Origin of the sequence: Alysiella sp. (genome assembly GCF_030525755.1) — a bacterium.
Classification (GTDB): Bacteria; Pseudomonadota; Gammaproteobacteria; order Burkholderiales; family Neisseriaceae; genus Simonsiella.
Genome location: NZ_JAUNEC010000003.1, coordinates 64,189 through 87,070, shown reverse-complemented (window position 1 = coordinate 87,070; position 22,882 = coordinate 64,189). Strand labels below are relative to the sequence as shown.

The 22,882-nt window shown below is 46.4% G+C and carries 17 protein-coding genes; 6 read left to right on the top strand and 11 right to left on the bottom strand.

Annotation, left to right across the window (positions count from 1 at the left end):
* Window positions 1–182: 182 nt before the first annotated feature.
* The 8 genes from Q4B82_RS01635 to Q4B82_RS01600 all read right to left on the bottom strand — a co-directional run bounded on the left by Q4B82_RS01635 (window position 183) and on the right by Q4B82_RS01600 (window position 10,772).
* Entirely contained in the window at window positions 183–1,028 is an 846-nt protein-coding gene (locus Q4B82_RS01635; RefSeq protein WP_303064687.1) for a 23S rRNA (adenine(2030)-N(6))-methyltransferase RlmJ, read from the bottom strand.
* A 167-nt stretch (window positions 1,029–1,195) separates the two neighbouring features.
* Window positions 1,196–1,768 (bottom strand): outer membrane beta-barrel protein, encoded by a 573-nt coding sequence (locus tag Q4B82_RS01630; RefSeq protein ID WP_303064686.1) that lies wholly within the window; start codon window positions 1,766–1,768, stop codon window positions 1,196–1,198.
* Between the two features lie 243 nt (window positions 1,769–2,011).
* Entirely contained in the window at window positions 2,012–4,456 is a 2,445-nt protein-coding gene (locus Q4B82_RS01625) for an acyl-CoA dehydrogenase (protein WP_303064685.1), read from the bottom strand.
* A 52-nt stretch (window positions 4,457–4,508) separates the two neighbouring features.
* Window positions 4,509–4,955, bottom strand: a complete 447-nt coding sequence (locus Q4B82_RS01620; protein WP_303064684.1) for a MarR family winged helix-turn-helix transcriptional regulator — start codon at window positions 4,953–4,955, stop codon at window positions 4,509–4,511.
* 97 nt (window positions 4,956–5,052) lie between these two features.
* Window positions 5,053–6,288, bottom strand: coding sequence for a 3-(3-hydroxy-phenyl)propionate transporter MhpT (gene mhpT / locus Q4B82_RS01615; RefSeq protein ID WP_303064683.1), 1,236 nt, complete (start codon window positions 6,286–6,288; stop codon window positions 5,053–5,055).
* A gap of 99 nt (window positions 6,289–6,387) precedes the next feature.
* Window positions 6,388–8,241 carry a feruloyl-CoA synthase gene (locus tag Q4B82_RS01610; protein ID WP_303064682.1) on the bottom strand — a complete coding sequence of 618 codons (1,854 nt, stop codon included), beginning with the start codon at window positions 8,239–8,241 and terminating at the stop codon, window positions 6,388–6,390.
* Between the two features lie 92 nt (window positions 8,242–8,333).
* Window positions 8,334–9,779, bottom strand: a complete 1,446-nt coding sequence (locus Q4B82_RS01605) for an aldehyde dehydrogenase (protein ID WP_303064681.1) — start codon at window positions 9,777–9,779, stop codon at window positions 8,334–8,336.
* 165 nt (window positions 9,780–9,944) lie between these two features.
* Window positions 9,945–10,772 carry a p-hydroxycinnamoyl CoA hydratase/lyase gene (locus Q4B82_RS01600; RefSeq protein WP_303064680.1) on the bottom strand — a complete coding sequence of 276 codons (828 nt, stop codon included), beginning with the start codon at window positions 10,770–10,772 and terminating at the stop codon, window positions 9,945–9,947.
* Window positions 10,773–11,253: 481 nt separating this feature from the next.
* Between Q4B82_RS01600 and Q4B82_RS01595 the strand changes: the two genes are divergently transcribed.
* Complete coding sequence (locus tag Q4B82_RS01595) at window positions 11,254–12,708, top strand: aminoacyl-histidine dipeptidase (protein ID WP_303064679.1); 1,455 nt, start codon at window positions 11,254–11,256, stop codon at window positions 12,706–12,708.
* A gap of 327 nt (window positions 12,709–13,035) precedes the next feature.
* Here Q4B82_RS01595 and Q4B82_RS01590 read toward each other — a convergent pair whose 3' ends face one another.
* On the bottom strand, window positions 13,036–13,620 hold the full coding sequence (locus Q4B82_RS01590; protein ID WP_303064678.1) for a manganese efflux pump MntP family protein: 585 nt from the start codon (window positions 13,618–13,620) through the stop codon (window positions 13,036–13,038).
* A gap of 565 nt (window positions 13,621–14,185) precedes the next feature.
* On the opposite strand from Q4B82_RS01590, the gene ftsY reads away from it, so the two are divergent.
* The 4 genes from ftsY to gyrA all read left to right on the top strand — a co-directional run bounded on the left by ftsY (window position 14,186) and on the right by gyrA (window position 19,801).
* Window positions 14,186–15,577, top strand: coding sequence for a signal recognition particle-docking protein FtsY (gene ftsY / locus Q4B82_RS01585; protein WP_303064700.1), 1,392 nt, complete (start codon window positions 14,186–14,188; stop codon window positions 15,575–15,577).
* An 11-nt stretch (window positions 15,578–15,588) separates the two neighbouring features.
* Complete coding sequence (gene rfaE2 / locus Q4B82_RS01580) at window positions 15,589–16,092, top strand: D-glycero-beta-D-manno-heptose 1-phosphate adenylyltransferase (protein WP_303064677.1); 504 nt, start codon at window positions 15,589–15,591, stop codon at window positions 16,090–16,092.
* Between the two features lie 298 nt (window positions 16,093–16,390).
* A complete protein-coding gene (locus Q4B82_RS01575; RefSeq protein ID WP_303064676.1) occupies window positions 16,391–16,999 on the top strand; it encodes a transferrin-binding protein-like solute binding protein in 609 nt (202 codons plus the stop codon).
* 111 nt (window positions 17,000–17,110) lie between these two features.
* The gene (gene gyrA / locus Q4B82_RS01570) at window positions 17,111–19,801 is read left to right on the top strand and encodes a DNA gyrase subunit A (RefSeq protein WP_303064675.1); all 2,691 of its coding nucleotides are present in this window, start codon (window positions 17,111–17,113) and stop codon (window positions 19,799–19,801) included.
* A 166-nt stretch (window positions 19,802–19,967) separates the two neighbouring features.
* Here the strand turns inward: gyrA and Q4B82_RS01565 are convergent, their stop codons facing one another.
* Both Q4B82_RS01565 and Q4B82_RS01560 read right to left on the bottom strand, forming a co-directional pair.
* Window positions 19,968–20,072 (bottom strand): methionine/alanine import family NSS transporter small subunit, encoded by a 105-nt coding sequence (locus tag Q4B82_RS01565; RefSeq protein WP_303064674.1) that lies wholly within the window; start codon window positions 20,070–20,072, stop codon window positions 19,968–19,970.
* A 2-nt stretch (window positions 20,073–20,074) separates the two neighbouring features.
* Window positions 20,075–21,568: a sodium-dependent transporter gene (locus Q4B82_RS01560; RefSeq protein ID WP_303064673.1), complete on the bottom strand. Its 1,494-nt coding sequence runs from the start codon at window positions 21,566–21,568 to the stop codon at window positions 20,075–20,077.
* Window positions 21,569–21,831: 263 nt separating this feature from the next.
* Here Q4B82_RS01560 and Q4B82_RS01555 point away from each other — a divergent pair, with 263 nt between their 5' ends.
* Window positions 21,832–22,800 (top strand): DMT family transporter, encoded by a 969-nt coding sequence (locus Q4B82_RS01555; RefSeq protein WP_303064672.1) that lies wholly within the window; start codon window positions 21,832–21,834, stop codon window positions 22,798–22,800.
* Window positions 22,801–22,882: the final 82 nt, after the last annotated feature.

Below are 22,882 nucleotides of genomic sequence, written 5' to 3'. Positions count from 1 at the left end.
GATGCCACAAAAATGTGCGTTTGTTGTCCTGAAAAAACAACATTTAAATTATTCAGGTAAGGAAAAATACCATACAGTCAAAGCCTCAATTATGGTAAGTGAGCAGGGCAGGCATTGTCGCCTTGTTCTATTTTAATTTGAAACAACCATAGTTCCACAGGAAGCCTCTTTCAAGCAATCATTCACTTTATTTGATAATCCAACACAAAACGTGCATCATCATCTTGCGCGAGTAAATGCGTGATTTCAGGCAACGTTTCTTGCAACTGTTTTGTCAATAAATAAGGAGGATTGAACACAAACATACCGCTGCCATGCATACCAAAACCGTCTGCACGGGGGGCGTGAACGTGTAATTCAACACGCAAATAATTTTCAGGCAGCAGTTTTTGCAGTTTTTCAGGCAGCGTACGGCTTTCTTCACGGCTTAAACAGGGATACCAAATCATATAACAGCCTGATTCAAAACGCTTCAAACTGTCTTTTATGGTTTGCACCACACGCACATAATCTTGTTTTTGTTCATAAGGTGGGTCAATCAACACCACAGCACGGCGTGGCGGTGGTGGTAATAAAGAGATTAAACCTGTAAAGCCATCTTCTTGTTTGATTTGGGCTTGTTTGCCCAATTTTAATTCGCGCAAATTGTTTAATAATAAAGGGAAATCTGTTGAATGCAATTCAAATAAACGCATTTTGTCTGTCGCACGCAGCAGCGATTGCGCCCAAAATGGCGAACCTGCATACAGGTGTTTTTCAGGCAGCATGGTGTTAAAGTGATTGAGAAAATCCGCTAATTTTTCAGGCAGCTTATTGGCGTTTTGCAATCGGGCAATACCATCGCGGTACTCCCCCACTTTTTGTGCTTCCTTACCGCGTAAATCGTATAAACCTGCGCCAGAATGTGTGTCAATATACCAATAGGCTTTGTCTTTTTGATTGAAATAGTCCAACACCAAATACAAAATAAAGTGTTTTAAAACATCGGCATGATTGCCTGCATGGAAGGCGTGTCGGTAACTTAACATGGTTTACTTTTGGGTAAAAAAACGAGATTGTAATTTTTTGCTGATGTTCTGAAAAGTCTTGTTCAAATTGGTATAAACCAATCAGGCTGTCTGAAACCCTGCTTTCAGACAGCCTGATGAGTAATTTAATAACCCATAATTTCGTCAGATTGATAAATGTTCACACATCAAAAACGATAAGTTGCACCCACATTAAAACCATTGCGGCGGTTTTTATTGTCATCTGCAAAACGCACATTCGCATATTCTGCCCCCACTTCAATATGACGTGTTGCTGCGTATTTCACACCCACACCATAAACCACACCACGCCAAGTTCGGGTATAACCGCTGTTTGTGCGCGTTTGCGTGTGCAAATAACCCAATTTAACATAGGGCATCAAATCAGGCGTAACACGGTAGCCTTGCACATAAGCCGTACCGCGTTCACTTCGGATTTGATTGCTGCCTAGCCCCTCGTCCCATGTGGCAACCGTACCGCGATTTAATTTAACATTGGCTTCAATTTGCCCCACAAAATCGCTGTTGCCATAGCCAAAACCGTATGATGCCACCAAGTGTGCATCAGTAATATTTTTGAAATCAATGCCTGTTGGGTCTTTATCGGTGTATTTACTCATGCCCAAAGTGGCACCCACACCGAAACCCGTAAAGTTGGGATTGTTGGTTGTGATTGAATTGTCTGCGAATGCAACAAAAGAGTATGCCAACATTGCGCTGGCTAAAATGATTTTTTTCATAACTTAAATCCTTGTATTAAAAATAAAAAGGATAACGTTATGCAGGGATAACGTTACTCCGTTTACAGATTATAGCATAAATTAACGCTTAATCGGAATAAGAAAAAAAATTAACCATTTGCTTTAAAAAATTTATCTCGTGGTAGGTGCAAGCACCCACCATTTCACAACGATGAATGTGATAATTTCATTTCAGGCTGCCTGAAAATAAATGGGGTGCCATTTACTGCACCCCCATTTGGCTTAATACACCCGTGTTGCAAAAATATCCTGATTGGCTTCTTTTAAAGCCATGTCAAAATCGTCCACCGTAATCGCCAATTTGACCAAATAACGACAATAACGCAGTTGTTCGGCTTCTTCTGGGCTGATGATGCCTTTTTCTGTAGCTTCACTGATGCGTGCATCTGGGGTTTCAGCAGTAAGTTGTCCTTTGGCTTCAGCACGGCGCAGGGTTTGTTCCAAGCGACTGCTGTGGCGCACAGCTACCAATGCAGGCTGCAAGGCGGCAAGTGGTTCACTGAAGTTTTCGGGTTCAGCTTGTGGCACGAAATGGAAACGGCATAGACGTTCAAGACGGTCGCCATGCTCACGCATCAGAGCAGCAACTTGATGAGCGAGTGCATCGGACGGTGCGCGGTTGCGGCGACCTGTCGGCAGCGTGATGAGACGCAGGCTGCCTGCAATCAAACGGTTAGGCAAATTGCGGATTAAATCGTCTAATGCGGTTTCGGCTTCAAACAGGGCCTGTTCCGCTGCCCATTTTGCCAAAGGTAAATCGTCTTTCAGGTAGCCTTCGCGTTGGTAACGTTTAACCACAGCAGAAGCAATGTAGAGATTGGAGAACACATCTGCCAAGCGTCCCGACAGGCTTTCACGGCGTTTGAGTTCGCCGCCAAGTGTGAGCATGGCAACATCAGCAGTAAAGGCAAAAGCAGCAGATAGACGGTTGATGCGGCGACAAATGTATGCCAAATCACCTTTGCTATACCAGCCCATTGCACCATTGCTGAAACCGAGCAAGAAGCTGCGTGTGGCGTTGCGAGCGGATTGTGCGATGTGCTGCCTGAATGCGGCATCAAAGGCGACTGTGTCGTTTGTTTGCAAGGCTTTGATTTCGCTTAAAACGTGATTGTGGCAACGGAACGCGCCTTGTCCAAAAATCATCAGGCTGCGTGTAAGAATGTTTGCACCTTCCACCGTGATGCCAATCGGTACGGCATTATACATAGAAGTCAAGTAGTTGCGTGGCCCAGCCACTACGGCGCGACCACCGTGAATGTCCATGGCATCATTGATGACTTTACGCAAGCGTTCGGTATTGTTGAATTTAACCATGGCGGAGATGACGGACGGATTTTCGCCTAAATCCAAGCCTGTGAGTGCCAAATCTTGTGTGGCTTCCATTTGGTAAGTGTGTCCACCGATGCGTGCCAATGCATCTGCCACGCCTTCAAATTCGCCAATCGGTAAACCAAATTGTTGGCGTATGCCTACCCAAGCAGACGTTGTCCAAGCTGCATGTTTGGCGTTGCCGACCGCTTGTGATGGCAAAGAAATGCAACGACCGATGGACAAACATTCCATTAACATGCGCCAGCCTTGTCCCGCAAAATCGCGTCCGCCAATAATCCATTCCAAAGGAAAGAAAATGTCTTTGCCCCAAACGGGACCATTCCAAAACGGTGTTTGGTTTGGGTAATGACGGCGTTGGTGATGCAAGCCTGCTAGTGCAGTTGGCAATAACGCACAAGTAATGCCGATGTTTTCTTTACCGCCGAGTAGCCCTTCGGGGTCACGCAATTTGAATGCTAAACCGATAACTGTGGCAATCGGTGCCATGGTAATCCAGCGTTTTTCAAAGCTCACGCGTATGCCCAATACGTTTTCATGATGTGAGCCATCGCGTGGGTCGGTGTAGCTGCCGTAGCACACGATGCCTGTATCAGGAATTGTGCCTGCGTCCGAGCCTGCCCATGGACTGGTCAGCGCGAAACATGGCACATCAATGCCTTTTGCCAAACGTGGCAGATAGTAGTTTTTCTGTTCGTCTGTGCCGTAATGTTGGATTAATTCGGCAGGTCCGAGCGAATTGGGCAACAAAAACATGTATGCTGCGGCTGGGCTGCGGCTGGCAATTTTGCTGCCGACTTTGGCGTGGGCGTAATGCGAAAACTGTTTGCCGCCATATTGCTTGTCAATAATCATCGCAATAAAGCCCTTGTCTTTGACATATTGCCAAACTTCGGGCGGAAAATCCTTGTCCTGATGTGTAAACCGCCAATCGTCCAACATCGCACACAGCGTTTCGGTTTCATTATCCAAAAACGACTGTTCTTCATCGCTCAATTGTGGGTCGCGGTAGGCAGACAATTTATCCCAATCGGGTTTACCATTGAAAATTTCTGCATCCCACCAAACCGTACCTGCATCAATCGCTGCCTGTTCTGTGGTAGAAAGCGGTGGCAAAATGTTTTTGAACACCTTAAACGCAGGATTGCTTATCAAAACGCGGCGCAAGGGTGCAATCTGCCATACCATCAAGGTCGCAATCCACAACACCGTAAACCACGGCGCAAACCAGCCCACCGCCGCCCACAGCAGCGAGTTGATGAGCCACAACCACCAAGGAGCAGAAAAATATGCCAACAACAGTAAACTAATTAGGGCGACAGAAAGTCCAAGCATGGGGTTATCCTTGTAGTTGAGTTAGTTCAGGTTTTCAGGCTGCCTGAAAACATTACCTCCGCAGATTGTCCAACAATCTTTTCAAAGTTGCTTTCAGCATAATCACGGTTTCAGGCGGCAAACCGTCCAACATTTTTTGTTCAAACGCTGCTGCTTGTTCGGCGCAACGGCGATACAGTTCGCGTCCTTCATCTGTTAATTCAATCAGCACCAAACGTCCATGATTGGGGTCATTGTGTTTTTGCACCCAGCCTTGTTGTTCCATCACTTTGACAATTTGATTGGCTGCCTGTGGCGAAATAAAAGAACGTGCGGCAAGTGTGGCGTTGGCTGTTGCCCCGCGCTGATACAGATTGGACAACATGGTAAATTGCGGTACGCTGATGCCGACTTTACCCAGTGCATCACCCAGTTGCTGATGCACCAAGCGGTCTAGACGACCGAGATTGTAGCTGACGGTGGGTGCGGATTCGGCGTATTGTTCCAAGCTGGTGTTCATCGTGTTCTCTTTGGGTCAAAAAGGCAAATTGTAGCGGATTTTGGACGTAGGCTGCCTGAAAGTCATTTGATGGACTTTTCAGGCAGCCTGCGTTTGGTTAAGTCGCTTGGCGCTCACTGTTTTTCTTGAAACGCATGACCAAAATGAACGCACTGACAAAAGCAATGGCAATCACGGGAATGGCGGCAGAAATCACGGCACCACTGTCTTTGCTGCCTGCCAAAATCAAACCCGCCAAAATTGGTCCCGAGAAGGAACCCAGTCTCCCAACGGCAACCGCTGTGCCCACGCCTGTGCCGCGAATAGCTGATGGGTAGAACATACCTGCCAATGCGTAGAGTGTACCTTGTCCGCCGATGATGAAGATGCCGCAGGCGGTGGCGGCAGCGATGATTGCGCCTAATTCGGTGCCAGATGACAAGGCAAACAGGGAAGCCAACATGCCTGCGTAAATCAGGGCAACCACGCCTTTGATGTTCAGTTTGTCCATTAAGAAGCCCAAGCCCAATGTGCCGATTGCACCACCTACATTGAAACCGATTTGCACATAATTAATTTCTTCACGGCTGAAATTTTTGCCTGCAAACAGGGTTGGCAACCAGTTGAGCAGAACGTACAACACAATCAGCGTGCAGAAAAAACTGACCCAAAGTTGGATTGAACCGAATAAACGACCTTCACCAAACAAAATATGTGGAATTGAGAATTTTTGTTGTTCGGCTTCTAGTTTACTTTGCAAATAGGCACGGCTTTCAGGCAGCCAAAACCAAATCACGGGGACGAGCAGCAGCGGTGCGAAACCACCAACATAGAAAATGGATTCCCAGCCAAACTGTTTTGCCATAGAAATAACGACCAATGATGTGAGAATGCCGCCTGCGGGTACACCGCAATACATGATGCTCACCGCTGTACCACGCCATTTTGGGTTCACGGCTTCGGTTGCCATGGTAATCAAAATTGGTAATGCGCCACCCAAACCCAAGCCTGTCAAGAAACGTGCCACCAAAAGCAAAAGGAACGATTCAGCGTGGGCAGTCAGCACCGACATGATGCCAAATAAAACCGTGTTGATGATGAGAATGGGCTTACGACCGTACATATCAGCAAGTTTGCCTGCCAACAGCGCACCAGGCAGCGTGCCGAGTGTGGCGGCAGAAAATGCCCAACCCAGTTGTTTGGGGTCAAGTTGAAAGGCTTCTTTCATCATGGGCGCGGCAACACCCATAGATTGCAAGTCAAAGCCTTCCATTAGGGCAAGCAGAAAGCAAATGGTCAATGTGATGCGTGCGTGGGCTTTGAGTGCAGGGTTGTTATCGGGGATAAAGCTCATGGTGGTTCTCCCGTGTGTGGGTTGTTTTTTCAGGCTGCCTGAATTTGAAAATTGACGACAATCTTTATGTGTCGCTGCGAAAATACAGGTAAAAGGCTTTCAGGCAGCCTTAAACCTCAATGCATCTTCACGATTATCGTCATACAAGGCTTCAATTTCCACGCTGCGGTTTTGGCGCAATTTGCGTTGGTTGAGTGTGCCTTTGTCGGTTTTTTCACCTATGCCTACGTCAGCGGCGCGTTCCATTAAATAGAAACGGGCAATGCGTTTGGAGCTGGCGGTATAGCCTTCATTGATTTTGTCAGCAAAGTTGGCGAACCAGTTTTGTACATCGGTTTGGCGCAACACGTCTGACCAATCGGCATCAGGCATTTTCGCCATACGGCGTGTTACTGTGGGTTTGGCAAACACCAGCGCGCCGATTTCGTCTTTGCCCTCACCCACCAAAACCACGTCTTCAATCAATTCATTACCTGCAATCAAAATGCGCGAACGCAATTCACCCACATTCACAAACGTGCCTGTGAACAATTTGAAATCTTCGGCGATACGACCGTCATAAACCAAACCATCTTCAATATTGTCGGGGTTGAGCAAACGCACACCATCTCCTGTGCAATAAAAGCCTTCTTCATCAAAATTAGCACGACCGTCCTCGTGTCGCCAATAGCCTTGCATGACGTGTGGGCCGCGTACGCGCAATTCCAATTTGTCTTGCACAGGCACAAGTTTCACTTCGCAACCTGGAGCTGGAAAGCCGACAAAACCCGCTTCCAAATTGGCAGGACCTGTGGTGAAAGTACAAGATGGCGAGGTTTCGGTCATACCTAAGCCTGCCATAATGCGGATTTTTTCGCCGCAGTGGGCATAGCTGATGTCGGACAGTTTTTGCCACAAATCTTGTGACAGGCTTGCGCCACCAAAGAAAAACAGTTTCACGCGCTTGAAAAAAGTTTCGCGCAACGCAGCATCGTCTTGCAGCGCATTTGCCAATGCCGCCCAACCAATAGGTACATTGAAATACATGGTAGGCGAAATGTCGTGCAGATTGCGTATGGTTTCAGCAAAGCGGTCGGGCGTGGGGCGACCGTCATCAATGTAGAATGTGCCTGCGTTATAAAGCGCGATGCCCATATTATGGCTGCCACCGAAAGTGTGATGCCAGCTTAACCAATCCAATAAAACGGGGGGTTCATCTTCCAATTGTGCCAGCGTTTGACGCAACATTTGCTGGTTGCTGCACAACATTTTGTGCGTGGTTGGCACGATTTTAGGTAAGGCGGTGGAGCCTGATGTGAACATGAATTTGGCGATGCTATCAGTGGTAACGTTTTTTAAATTGTCTTCAACTGCATCAGTGGCTGTTGTGTCCAAAAAGTCTTGGAATTTCAGGCAGCCATGTCCGTCTAAATCACCTGTGGTGGTGATAATGGGTTTACCCAACTGTCCGCACGCTTCCAAATGTCGTCTGAAACCTTTGCCATCGCCAGCAAAAAACACGCCTGGGGTCAGTTTTTCAATCACATATTGCAGCTTGTCGGGTGTTTGTGCGAGTAAAGAATAAGCAGGCGCAATAAAGGCATAAGGTGCACCTGCCAACATGGCACCAAAATTGAGCAGGAAAGATGCCATGCTGTTTTCTGACAAAATCATCAAGGGCTTGTCAGCAGTTAATTGATAGGGCAATAAGGCTTGGGCGATATTGCGTGCGGCTTGCAAAGTTTGCGCATAAGTGTAACCTTCCCATTCACCCGATTGAGCACGATGAGCAACAAACAGGCGATCAGGGTATTTCTCAGCATTTTCGTACAGCCGTTCCGCCAAAATTTGCGGATAGGGTTTTAAGGCTTCTTTGGGTGTGATGTAGAACGTGCCACCGTCTTGGCGCACGTCAATCGCGTGTCCACCGAGTCTGACGGCTCGTTCGGGGTAATCGCGTTTTGTGGCAGTCATGTGGTTTTCCTTTTTATGTGGCATTTTTGAGGGTGTAGGCTGCCTGAAATGGCAGTTTGAGATTAAGTTTCAGGCAGCCTCAAAGCCTAGCTTTAAATCGGATAATGCTTGTGCTGCTGCACGGTAATCCAACGCAATTCAGTAAATTCATTGATGGATGCTTGGCTGCCGAAACGACCGTAACCGCTGTCTTTGGTGCCTCCAAATGGCATAGGTGCTTCATCGTCCACCGTTGCGGCGTTGATGTGGCAGATGCCTGTTTGCAAACGTTTGGCAATGTTCATCGCACGTTGAATATCGCGACTGAACACGGCAGAAGACAAACCAAATTCGGAAGCATTAACCTTCTCCACCGCCTCATCATCGGATTGCACGCGCTCTAAAGTGCAAACAGGACCAAACGATTCTTCGGTGTACAAACGCATATCGGGTTGGATACCGTCTAACAACACAGGGCCGATTGCCGTGCCGTTTACCGAGTAAGGTGCAATCGCCTTTGCACCTTTTTCTTCGGCATCTTTTACCAAACTCATAATGCGTTCGGCAGCACGTTGGCTTTCCACATGGGCAATATGAACCTGTTCGCGTGGGTCGCCCGTTTTGAAGCTGTTGATTTTCGCCGCCAATTTGTCAATCAAAGCATCGGCGATTTTTTCGTTTGCCAAAATGCGCTCGGTACTCATGCAAATTTGCCCTTGATTGAAGAACGCACCAAAAGCAATCGCATTGGCAGCCTCGTCCAAGTCTGCATCTTCACACACAATCACAGGAGCTTTACCACCCAACTCCAACACCACAGGTTTCAAATATTCAGCACATTTTTTGGCGATGATTTTGCCAACGTGGGTTGAGCCCGTGAAATTCACACGGCGAACAGCAGGATGTGCAATCAAAGCTTCCACCACTTCGGGCGCATCTTGTGCGCTGTGTGTTACCAAATTCACCACACCCTCGCCCAAACCTGCTTCATTCAAAGTTTTGACCAATAATTCGTGTGTGGCAGGACAAGTTTCCGATGCTTTCAATACCACCGTGTTACCACACGCCAGAGGCATGGCAAGCGCACGGGTTGCCAAAATCACAGGCGCATTCCAAGGTGCCATGCCCACCACCACACCGCATGGCACGCGTACCGCCATCGCAAGGCGGTCGGTGTGTTCGCTCGGAATCACATTGCCCTGAATCTGCGTAACCATACCTGCCGCATCGCGCAACATATTCGCCGCCAACATCACATTAAAACCATACCATGCACCACTTGAGCCCATTTCCGCCATACCAATTTCAGCAAACTGCCCAGCGCGTGAAGCCAACAAATCTGCAGCTTTAAGCAAACGCAAACGTTTTTCGCTAGGGGGCAAAGCCGACCAAATCGGAAACGCTTTGGCTGCTGCTTCCACGGCTGCCACCGCATCAGCGGCTTTGGCAGCGGCTGCAGTGCTGACCACCTGTCCGTCCAGCGGCGAAACGCGAGTAAAGGTTGCACCCTCGATAGCGGGACGCGATTGACCGTTAATCAAAAGTTGAACTTGGTTCATGATGAAACTCCTTATGCAGGCTGCCTGAAAGGGGTTGGACGGCTTTCAGGCAGCCTGAAAACAAAACTGAAATAGTGGGTAATCAATCATTTGCAAAACGAAACAGATGGCATGTAGCCTAAATTTCGTACAGACTGAAATTTTGCTTTTCAGGCTGCCTGCATCTTAACGCTTATAAGTTTGCAAGCCAGGTTTAATGGATTTTTCGTCCAAAAATTGACGCATACCTTCTGCACGACCGCCTTCTGGGTCACGATGCAAACATTGGTCCAGTTTGGCGTACAAATAATCCTCGTTTTGTTCCCAAGTCAGCTCACGGCAACGTTTGAAACCGTTTTTCGCATAACGCAACACCACAGGATTTTTCTCCAACAGTGTTTTGCACAATTTTTCCACTTCATCACGCAATTGCGCCAAAGGCACGCTTTTATTCACCAAACCCATTTGGGCGGCCTGTTTGCCATTGAATGTTTCGCCCGTCATGATGTAATACAAAGATTGACGATGACCTACTGTATCTGCCATCGCTTTGCTAACTAAGTTACCAGGTGGAATGCCCCAGTTGATTTCCGACAAACCAAACACCGCTTCATCTGCCGCAATCGCCAAATCACAAGCCACCAAAGGCGAGAACGCACCGCCAAAACACCAACCGTTTACCATGGCAATGGTCGGTTTGCTGTAAAAACGCAGCAACTGCCATTGCCATTTACACGCTTCACGGCGTGCTTTTTCTTGTGCAATTTCAGGCAGTCCATCGGTTTCACGGAAATACTCTTTTAAATCCATTCCAGCAGTCCACGCACTGCCTTCGCCTGTAATAACCACCACACCCACATCGGCATCTTGCTCCAAAACTTCCAACACATCTGCCATTTCGCGGTTTAAAGTTGGACTCATGGCATTGCGTTTGTCGGGTCGATTTAAAGCCACCCATGCAATTTGGTTTTCCACATTTACTTTGACAGTTTGCCAACGGTTTTTGTAAGTCATTTTTTTACTCCTAATGATTTGAAGGTAATCGCTTATACCACCTTTTCAGGCAGCCTTTGAGTTCAGATAAGATAAGTTTAATATCAACTACATTGACAATCAAGTTCTAATTATTTTAAACAACAGTTAGATTGATTAATAATTTTATTATTTTATTTCAAAAATTTGATTTTTAAAAATAAATGAATAGTGTCAGAAAAATAATTTAATAATTTGAATTTATTAAATTATTTTAGAATTTAATGAAATGCATCATAAAATATAAAGTAGATTTATTTAACAACCATGCCCTACATGGTATTTCTGGCAGCCTGTTATGGTTGTTTCAAATTAACACGGACAAAACGGCAACACCCTCCGTGTACATCTACTAGCACATAAGGACATTGGTAACGCTGTACCATTTGTATTTGAAACGAATGTATTTTCAACAACCGTATATTGTAAAATACCCATTTCACTTCAAATCAGGACAAATACCATGCCTCTTTCACAACTTTACCCTCAAACTGTTTGGCATTATTTTTCGCAACTTTGTCGCATTCCACGCCCCAGTCATCATGAAACAGCCGTACAACAATTTGTGTTGGACGAAGCCCAGCGTTTGGGTTTACACGCAGAACGCGATGCGGTGGGCAATGTTTTGGTACGCAAGCCCGCAACACGCGGCAAAGAACATCTGCCTTGCGTGATTTTGCAAAGCCATTTGGACATGGTGGCACAAAAAAATCACGACAGCACCCACGATTTTTTACGCGACCCCATTCAACCTTATGTTCAAGACGGTTGGGTGTATGCACGTGGCACCACTTTGGGTGCAGACAATGGCATAGGTGCAGCGGCGACTTTGGCGGTTTTGGCGGCAAACAATATTGAACACGGTGAAATTGAAGCCCTATTTACCGCCACCGAAGAAACAGGCATGGACGGCGCAAAAGGTTTGCAAGGCGGCTGGCTAAAAGGCTCAATCTTATTGAATTTGGATACAGAAGATTTGGGTGAGATTTGCATTGGTTGCGCAGGCGGCATAGACGGTACATTTAGCTTACCCATTAACAGCACACAAATTATTTCAGGCAGCCCTTATCGCTTAACCATACGCGGTTTAAAAGGCGGACATTCGGGTATAGACATTGTGAAACAACGTGGTAATGCCATCAAAATTATGGTGCAAATTTTGCGTACGCTGCACAAAAGTCATGCTATTCAAATCGCTGATTTGCAAGGTGGCACATTGCGAAACGCTATCCCTCGAGAAGCCGAAGCAGTGTTTACCAGCACAAGCGATTTTTCAGTTTTAGAAAATCAAATCAATGAATTAACATTAAAAATCCGTGCCACGTTAAACAAAGAAGACCAAAACATGATTGTGGCTTTGGAAAGCAGCAAGCTGCCTGAACAAGTGTGGACACATGATTGCCAACAAACCATTTTGCAAACTTTATCTGTTGCCCCCAATGGCGTGGACAGCATGAATCCAGAAATTGCTGGATTAGTAGAAACATCGGGTAATTTGGCAAAAGCCCAATGTGTTTCAGGCAGCCTGAATGTACATTATTTACTGCGTTCACAAAATGATTTTGCCCGCGATGATTTGGCAAGCCGACTGAAAGATTTGTTTGAATTAGCGGGTGGTACAGGGGAATTGAGTGGCACATACACAGGTTGGCAACCCATTGCGGGCTCACCCATTACTCGCCTATTGATACAAGAAGGCGAAAAATTATTGGGCAAAACACCCGAAATCAAAGTGATACACGCTGGCTTGGAATGTGGCATCTTGGCAACACATTATCCACATTGGCAAATGGCTTCATTTGGTCCAACCATTGAAATGCCCCATTCTCCCGATGAACGGGTAAACATTGAATCTGTTGAGCTTTTTTGGCAATGGTTGGTCAATGTATTGGCAAATTTAGCAAATACAACAGAATAAAAAACCCGCATTTATCAAATCTTAATAGATGATGAATACAGGTTCTGAAATGGGTTTCACAAAATTCATAGGCTGAAACCTTTACAAAACTCCAGTATTTAGCATGCAATTCAAAGCGTATGCATCATCTAAACATACAAATCATATTGAAATTAGGGTCAGTCCATTCAAACATCAGACAAGTGTAGGGTACAACCAACAAGTTGCACCCTACACTTGTCCTAATTTGGCATTTGGCTTACCCTATTTTCATAGCATTTAACGAAGATAAGCACGAAGCAATGTGCCAAAGATGAGGATTTTGCAAAGGTTTCAGGCAGCCTATTGTTACACCCAAGCCAAATGCGTCATCAACACCCAACAACCGATGCCCATCAACAACACACCTCCCGCTACTTCTGCACGCTTACCCCATGTCGCACCAAAAAAATGCCCCAAACGCAAACCCAAAGCCGCCATAAGAGTTGTGGTAATGCCAATCGTTGCTGCCGTCAGCCAAATGTTCACGTCCAAAAATGCCAAACCCACGCCCACAATCAAAGAATCAATACTGGTAGCAAAAGCCGTCGCCAACAACATCAAACGCCCTTGTGGCACATCATCTCGTATAGCAACATTTTTTTTGGTTACATCAGTCTCACACAAACCTTCGTACACCATTTTGCCACCCAATAAACCCAACAAAACAAATGCCAACCAATGGTCCCATTGCTGAATCAAACTTCCTGCCGCGCTGCCCAAAACAAAACCCAACAAAGGCATGGCGGTTTCCACCACACCAAATACCAAAGCCATTCGCAACAAACAAGGCAAACGCAGTTGTTCAGACAAACTGGCACCACGCACCAAAGCCGCTGCAAACGCATCCATTGCCATGCCAAAAGCCAACACCACTATGGCAACCATGCTCATGACAAGCCCTTATTCAAACCAAAACGCGGATTATGCCACGAAAGTACGGCAAACTGTTTCCAGACAGCCTAATTTCAGGCTACAATGAGACATTTTTTCTGACCCACATTTCAACTGTCGCTTTGACCGAAAGAACCGCATCATGTTGAACTTTTTCAAAAACATTTTCAAAAAAAACGAGCAGCCCAATACCCACAAGCTGCCTGAAAATCCCGATACGCCAAACGAAAATACCCACCAAACTGAAACAACTGCTGTTTTATCCCATGAAAACAGCACCATAAAGCCTGAAACATCGGTTGCACTTAACACACAAAACGAAACCGAAATGCCTGTTTCCAGCTACGAAGAGCCCACCAGCAATCAAAGTGAACACAACAATGAACTCACCGCTCATGCTGAAACAGCAAACACCGAGATACCCGAAGCCAAACACAATTTGTCTGCGGATAAAGAAACACAGCAAATTGAAACAGAACAAACCCCTCATCTAACAGATGCAACTCATGAAACACAAAATGCCACAGCCCTAACCGAAAGTGTTGAAACAGAAGCTGTTGAAACAATGGAAACAGCAGAAACAGAAATCCGCAGTTGGGCTAGCCCCGTTGTTGCATCAAACAAAAACAAGAACAAAACACAACTTGCTTCATGGACAGCACCAGCCGAAATACGGGACAACAACCAACCCACTTTGCCTGAAAAAAACCATGAATTAACCACCCAAGCAACCCCAACCAACTTGGCAAAAAACACCACAAACCTTAATGAACACACAAAGTCGAACCCCGTACCCACCTCAATGCTGCCTGCAAATAAACAGGTGCAACAACCCCCATCAGCCGATGCCGCCACAGACATTGACGAACACCAAATTGGCTCAGGCTTTCAAGCAGCCAAAGCCCCGCCCCCCCCAACTGCTGCTGATGCCGCAACCGATATTGATGAAAACCACGTTGGCAAAGGTTTTCAGGCAGCCCCTTCTCCCCTAACAGCCGCCGAAGCCGCAACGGTTTTTACAGGTGATGACGAAACCGCACTTAACTGGACAGCCCGTCTCATCAAAGGATTAAGCAAATCGCGCAACAACATGGCGAAATCTTTAGCCAGCGTATTTGGCGGCGGCAAAATTGATGAAGACCTGTATGAAGAATTGGAAACCGTATTATTAACCAGCGACATGGGCATTGAAGCCACTGGGCAACTGATGAAAGAAGTGCGCGACCGCGTTTCTCTCAAAGGTTTAAAAGATGCCCATGAATTGCGCCTTGCTTTAAAAGAAGCCCTATATGATTTAATTAAACCATTGGAACAACCTTTGGTTCTGCCCGAGAACGGTCAACCCTTTGTCATCATGATGGCAGGCATCAATGGTGCAGGCAAAACCACTTCCATAGGCAAATTGGCAAAATACTTCCAATCACAAGGCAAAACCGTGATGCTGGCAGCAGGCGACACATTCCGCGCCGCCGCCCGTGAACAATTACAAGAATGGGGCGAACGCAATGGTGTAACCGTGATTTCACAAGCATCGGGCGATTCCGCAGCCGTGTGTTTTGATGCGGTAGAATCCGCCAAAGCCAAAAAAATCGACATCGTTTTAGCAGATACAGCAGGACGCTTGCCCACGCAACTGCACTTAATGGAAGAAATCAAAAAAGTCAAACGCGTGTTGCAAAAAGCCATGCCCGATGCCCCTCATGAAATCATCGTGGTTTTAGATGCCAATATTGGACAAAACGCCATCAACCAAGTCATCGCTTTTGATGATGCACTCGGTGTCACAGGTTTGATTGTTACCAAACTAGACGGCACAGCCAAAGGTGGCATTTTGGCTGCATTGGCCTCCAATCGCGCCATTCCAGTGCGCTACATTGGTGTAGGTGAAAGCATTGACGATTTACGCCCTTTCAATGCTCGCGACTTTATTGATGCGCTACTGGACGAACAAATATAGGGCAAAAAACCATGAATACTTACACTTATCCACTTCCTGAATTTGAACAAAAAATCATTGCTCCCGAAAATTTGCTTGCCCACATCGCCCAATTGCCTCGCCCTTTGGTATTTACCAATGGTTGTTTTGATATTCTGCATCGTGGGCATGTCACCTATCTAGCACAAGCTCGCGCTTTGGGAGCCAGTTTAATTGTGGCTTTAAACACCGATGAATCAGTTAAACAACAAGGCAAAGGCGATGACCGCCCCATCAACACATTAGCAAACCGTGCAGCCCTTATTGCCGCCTTACAAGATGTGGACTGTGTAACATGGTTTAACAGCGACACACCCGCTCAATTAATTGAAATGGTTCTGCCTGATATTTTGGTCAAAGGTGGTGATTGGTCCATCACCAATATAGTAGGCGCAGAAGAAACCCTGTCTCGCGGTGGTCAAGTACATGCCATCCCCTTTGAACATACTACCTCCACCACACAAACCATTGCTCAAATTCGCCAGTCAATTAAATAAAACGGTCATTCTCAAAATGACATATTTCAGGCTACCTGAAAAAATCCAGAGCAGCCATTCTTCTTTAACAATGTACCAACATAAGGAGTATAAAATGACTACAATAACACAAACCCTGTGAGTAGCCATTTGTACATTCAGCCTCGCTGCATATAGCAGCAGTAGCAGTGGAAGTACAAAAAAACTAACTTCAAGTACACCCAATCCGTCCAATCCAAGTGCATCTAATCCAACTGCGCCAGGTTTCGATTATTTAGTACGCCCAAACTCAAACAATCCAAGTTTAACACACAACCTAATGCTCACAGATGCCAGCAACATACACCAAATTACCGTTAATGGCATCACATTTGATTTAGCTCGCGTTGGTAAAACTTTCAGTAATGGTTGGGGTTTATATCAAGGTCAACTCAACCATAATGACTCACAAGCACCAGCAGGTGTGAGCAGAGCCACAGTTTGGAATGGTTCAAACAATGTTACCGTAGGTGTATTAAGTGTATCCAGCAACCCATCAGACAAAAATAACCAACATACACAAGATTTTGCTTTCTTCAATGGCAAATTTACCGATATAAACCAAATTCCCCAACATGGTTCAATTAAATATGACATTCGCGCAGCCCATCATACTTACCAAAATGGTAATAATGTCATACAAGGTATATTACCCCCATCGGTACTCACTGCCAATTTTGATACCAAAGAATTAAGCGGCACCATTTCTCGTGAAAGCCAATATGGTGGCAACATCAAAGCCACCATTCAAAGCAATGGTTTTGAACCCAAAACAGGCGAAAGCACGGTCGTAAAAGGGCGATTCTTTGGCAACAATGCCACAGAAGAAATTAGTGGTATTTCCCAAAACAACAACACCATTGGTGCATTCCACGGTAAACAACAATAAATCATCATAAAAACAAGGTTTCAGGCAGCCTATTAATCAATAAATGGCAGCCTGAAACCTTGTTTTTATGTTAAAATTGCACGTTTTTTTATGAATTTTCGGAACATCGCCATGAGTGAAATCCACGACCACCAATTTGCCAAAGAAACCATCGCCGTCAGCCTAGAAGACGAAATGAAAAAGTCCTATTTGGACTACGCCATGAGCGTGATTGTGGGACGTGCCTTGCCCGATGTGCGCGATGGACTCAAACCCGTACACCGCCGCGCCCTGTATGCCATGCACGAACTCAAAAACAACTGGAACAGCGCATACAAAAAATCCGCGCGTGTGGTGGGCGATGTCATCGGTAAATACCACCCACATGGCGACAGCGCGGTGTACCAAACCATCGTTCGCATGGCGCAACCCTTCTCCATGCGCTACACGCTGGTGGACGGTCAAGGCAACTTCGGTTCGGTAGATGGCGATGCCGCCGCCGCCATGCGTTACACCGAAATCCGCATGGCAAAAATCGCCCACGAAATGCTTGCCGATATTGAAGAAGACACCGTGGATTTTGGCGACAACTATGACGGCAGCGAACGCGAACCCCTTGTTTTACCAACACGTTTTCCCGCATTATTGGTGAATGGTTCAGAAGGCATTGCCGTGGGCATGGCAACCAGCATTCCGCCCCACAATTTGCGCGACACACTTTCAGGCTGCCTGAAACTGTTGCGCGACCCCGAAACCGACATTAACGAATTGATTGATTTGATTAAAGCCCCCGATTTTCCCACAGGCGGCACCATTTTCGGGCTCAATGGCGTACGCGCAGGCTACCACACAGGGCGCGGTCGCGTGGTGATTCGCGCCAAAACCCATTTAGAAACAATCGGTAAGAATGGCGAACGCGAAGCCATCATCGTGGACGAAATCCCCTACCAAGTCAATAAATCCAAACTCGTTGAAAAAATTGGCGAATTGGTGCGCGAAAAACAAATTGAAGGCATTGCCGAATTGCGCGATGAATCCGACAAAGACGGCACACGCATCGTCATTGAACTCAAACGCAACGAAAATGCAGAAGTGGTTTTAAATCAACTGTTTAAACTCACACAACTGCAAGACACATTCAGCATGAACATGGTGGCTTTGGTAGACGGTCAGCCCAGAGTGTTGAATTTAAAACAAATTTTGAGCGAATTTTTGCGCCATCGCCGCGAAGTGGTAACGCGCAGAACCTTGTTTCGCCTGAAAAAAGCGCGTGCCGAAGGACACATTGCCGAAGGCAAAGCGGTTGCCCTGTCCAATATTGACGAAATGATTGTTTTGATTAAACAATCTGCCGATGCGGACGCGGCAAGGGTCGCCTTGTTGAGCCGTGCTTGGCAATCGGGTTTGGTCAGCGAAATGTTGAATCGCAGCGATTTGGATTTGAGCATGGCGCGACCCGAATGGCTGCCTGAAAAATGCGGTTTGCAATCAGATGGTTACTGGTTGAGCGAAGAGCAAGCCCGCGCCATTTTGCGCATGAGTTTGCGGAATTTGACGGGTCTTGACCAAGATGAAATCGTTAAAGAATACAAAGAGTTAATGGCAATTATTGTGGATTTGCTGGACATTTTAGCCAAACCCGAGCGCGTTCGCCAAATCATTGATGATGAACTCACCGCCATGCAAACCCAGTTTGGCGATGAAAGAATGAGTGAAATCAATGTGTTTGGTGGTGGCGACATTGCCGATGAAGACCTGATTCCGCCACGCGAAATGGTGGTTACGCTCACGCACGGCGGCTACATCAAAACCCAGCCGACCAGCGATTATCAGGCGCAAAAGCGCGGTGGGCGCGGCAAACAGGCGGCTGCCACCAAAGATGAAGATTTCATTGAAACTTTATTCGTGGCAAACACGCACGATTATTTGATGTGTTTCACGAATTTGGGTAAATGCCATTGGATTAAGGTGTACCGCTTGCCCGAAGGCGGCAGAAATTCGCGCGGTCGTCCGATTAACAATGTGATTCAACTTGATGAAAATGAAAAGGTTTCTGCCATTTTGCCTGTGCGCGATTTCCCAGAAGATGAATATGTGTTCTTTGCGACCGCGCAAGGTGTGGTGAAAAAAGTACAGTTGTCTGCGTTCAAAAATGTGAGCAAGGTCGGCATTAAGGCGATTGCGCTGAAAGAAGGCGACAGCTTGGTGGGCGCGGCGAAAACGTCGGGTTCGTCTGATATTATGTTGTTCAGCAATTTGGGCAAGGCGATTCGTTTCAATGAATATTATGCGGGCAATGTGTCCGATGAAGATGAAGACGTTTCAGGCAGCCTGAACGATGAAATCATTGAAAATGAAGATGAAAATTCGGTCGAATTCAATTTGCAAACGAATAAGGGTGTGCGCCCAAGCGGTCGCGGTTCGGGCGGTTTACGCGGCATGAAATTGCCTGAAAACGGCAAAATTGTCAGCTTGTTGGTGGCGGAATTGGGTAGCGATTTGCAAGTTTTGACCGCCACGCAAAACGGCTACGGCAAACGCACGCCCATTGACGATTATTCGCGCAAAGGCAAGGGCGGTCAGGGCATCATTGCGATTGACACGGGCGAGCGCAATGGCGAATTGGTGGCAGCCACGCTGGTTTCGCCCAACGATGATTTGATGTTGATTACTTCGGGCGGCGTGTTGATTCGCACGAAAGTGGCGCAAATTCGTGAAACAGGGCGTGCGGCACAGGGTGTGCGTTTGATTAACTTGGACGAAGGCACGACTTTGGTGTCATTGGCCAAAATTGTTGAAAGTGAAGAAAACGAGAGCCATTAAATGGAAATCTGAATAAAAAAGCGATACAAAAAGTATCGCTTTTTTATTCGACTGCTGGAAAAGGATAAGCGAGTATCAGATTATATATGTTAATCAATGATGTATTGGATATAAAGACTGCTTCAGGTAGCCTCAAAATGTTTTAGGCTACCTGAAGGTGTAACAATTAGTCATCTTGCTCTTCTTTAGGCAATCGGGCAATTGATGCGACCAATCCGCCCCAAATAATCGCCATGGCAATAATCATCATTAAAATTGCGGTTGAAGTCATGATTATTTCTCCTGTTTCCATTTACCCAATGACAAAATGATGGAAAAGACAATGTACACCGCCAACATGCCCCAGCCAAATGTTGCCACAAACCAAGTGGGGTAGTTTTCGTAGCCTTCGTTTGCCACTTTCCACAATTCGCTAACCAGCATGTAGCCCAACACGATGGTGGTCAGCGTCAAAACAATTTGCCAGCCTTTGCCCAATTTCAACGATGAAACGCTGTTTACATGGTCGGACAAGGTTTTCAGGCTGCCTGTAAACAAAATACACGCAATAGAAATAAACGCCACGCCCACAATACCAAAGTTATTCAAGAATTTATCCATCACGTCCAGCAAAGGCAAGCCTGTGGTGGTGCCAAACATCAGCACCGAAACAATGGATAAAGGCACACACACCACCAAAGTGGCTTTGGCGCGTGGAAAATGGGTTTTGTCTTGCACCGCCGCGATAATCGTTTCCAAAATGGAAATCAAAGACGTGATGCCCGCAAAAAACAGTGAACCAAAAAACAACAAACCAATCAAGGCATTGCCAAATGGCAGTTGGTCAATAATCGTGGGGAAAGCAATGAATGCCAAACCCAAGCCGTTGGCGGCAACATCGCTCACTTCTTTACCCATGTTTTGCGCCATAAAGCCCAAAGCGGCAAACACGCCCACGCCAGCCAAAATCTCAAAGCTGCTGTTGGCAAAACCCACCACCAAACCTGTGCCGCTCAAATCGGATTTCGGTTTCAAATATGAGGCATACGTTACCATAATGCCCATGCAAATCGAGAGTGAAAAGAAAATTTGCCCATAAGCCGCAATCCAAACGGTGGGGTCAGCCAGCTTTTCCCAATTTGGGGTAAACAAGGCGTTCAAACCTTTGGTTGCACCAGGTAAAAACAGCGAATACACCACCAACAAGGCAAACATCACCGTCAATAAAGGCATCAAAATGGTGCTGGCTTTACCAATGCCTTTTTGCACGCCCGTTGCCAATAAAGCCGTAACCAACACCCAAACGCCAACCAAAGGCAACACAATGCCCGCGACAAAATCCAAGCCCACACCAGGGTCGGCAGCCACTTTCAAATATTCGCCAAACAAAAAGCCTTTTGGGTCTTTGCCCCACGCGCTGCTCAACGAAAAATAGGTGTAGCTGGCAGCCCAGCCGATAATCACGGCATAATAGGTTGCCAAAATGGTGTTGATGATGACTTGCCACCAACCAAACATTTCAAATTTGCGATTCAAACGGCGATACGCCAAAGGCGCTGAACCGCGAAATTTATGCCCAATCGCATAATCCAAAAACACAATGGGAATGCCTGCGGTGAGCAAAGCGATGAGATAGGGAATCATGAATGCGCCACCACCGTTTTCATAGGTGATGTAGGGGAAACGCCAAATGTTGCCCAAGCCCACAGCCGAGCCAATGGCGGCAAAGATAAACGCATTGCGCCCAGAAAAACTTTCGCGTTTGGGCGCGTTGGATTGTTCGGACATGATACTTTCCTATGAAAAAAAATGAATATTATGTTTATTTTGTTCAATAAGTAAAGTGTTTTTTATCGGTCAATAATTTACATCAATTTGGGGCGATAATTAGATAAATGCACAATACGGATAAAGGCTACCTTAAGTCTTCAGGTAGCCTTTTGGCATAGGCGTGCCGAATATGTATGAATTGGTAAATTTTAAAAATACAGACGTGCGTTGAATATGTTTGGCTTACTTTTTTAAAAAGTAAGTCGCCGAAGGCAAAAACTTTGTTTTTATCGCCGACTTTCAGGCAGCCTGAAACCCAAAAAATCACCACAAAAATGCTAAAATCGGCAAATGATGTGGTGATTTTTGATGGAAAAATGAAACTGAAACTCGGTTCGGCATGGATGATTGTTGCCGCTTTTTTGTTTGCGATTATGGGAATTTTGGTTAAAAACGCGACCGTGCGTTTTCACATGAATGCCTATGAATTGGCGTTTTGGCGGTCGGTGCTGCCTGCAAGTGCGATTGCCATTTCGGTGTTGTCGCGCCGCCAAACGCTCAAAAGCCGCTTGATTTTGGGGCATTTGTGGCGTGGCACGGCTGGCACGGTTTCGCTGTTGTTGGCATTTTACGGTTTGCAATATTTGCCTTTGGCAACTTCGGTTACGTTGAGCTACACATCTGCCATTTTCATGGCATTGCTGTCGCTGATTTGGCTGAAAGAGCCGCCATCTGTCAAAACGTGGTTGGCTTTGCTGCTGGGTTTGGTGGGGGTGGCGTTGATGTTGCGCCCCAGTTTTCAGGCGAATTTGTGGTGGGAAACGCTGTTGAATTTGGGCGCGGGTTTGTTTGCGGCGTTTGCGTTGTTGCAGGTGCGCGAATTGTCGCAAGCTGGCGAACCTGCTTGGCGGATTGTGTTTTATTTTTCGGCATTGGCAACGGTGGGTTCGGCAATCATGGCTACGGCAGCAGGTTGGCACACGCTCACTTGGCAGAGTTTGCCGCATTTGCTGGGCGTGGGGGCGGCAGGTTTGTTGGCGCAACTGGCGATGACGCAAGCCTATTCGGAAGGGCGAAGTAAATTCACGGTGGCGGCTTTGTCGTATTTGACGATTGTGTTTTCGGCAATTTATGGTATGGCGTTTTTGGGTGAACCGATTGATTTTTGGGAGATTGTGGGCATCATCACGATTATTGTGGCTGGGATTTTGTGTGCGCTGCCTGAAAAAACGGTGCGTATAGCAGATTGAAAACATGAATTTGCTGATAATTACCTTTTCCGCTAATATGACATTTTTTTCATGCTCATTCCACTTTCAGGCAGCCCTTGTT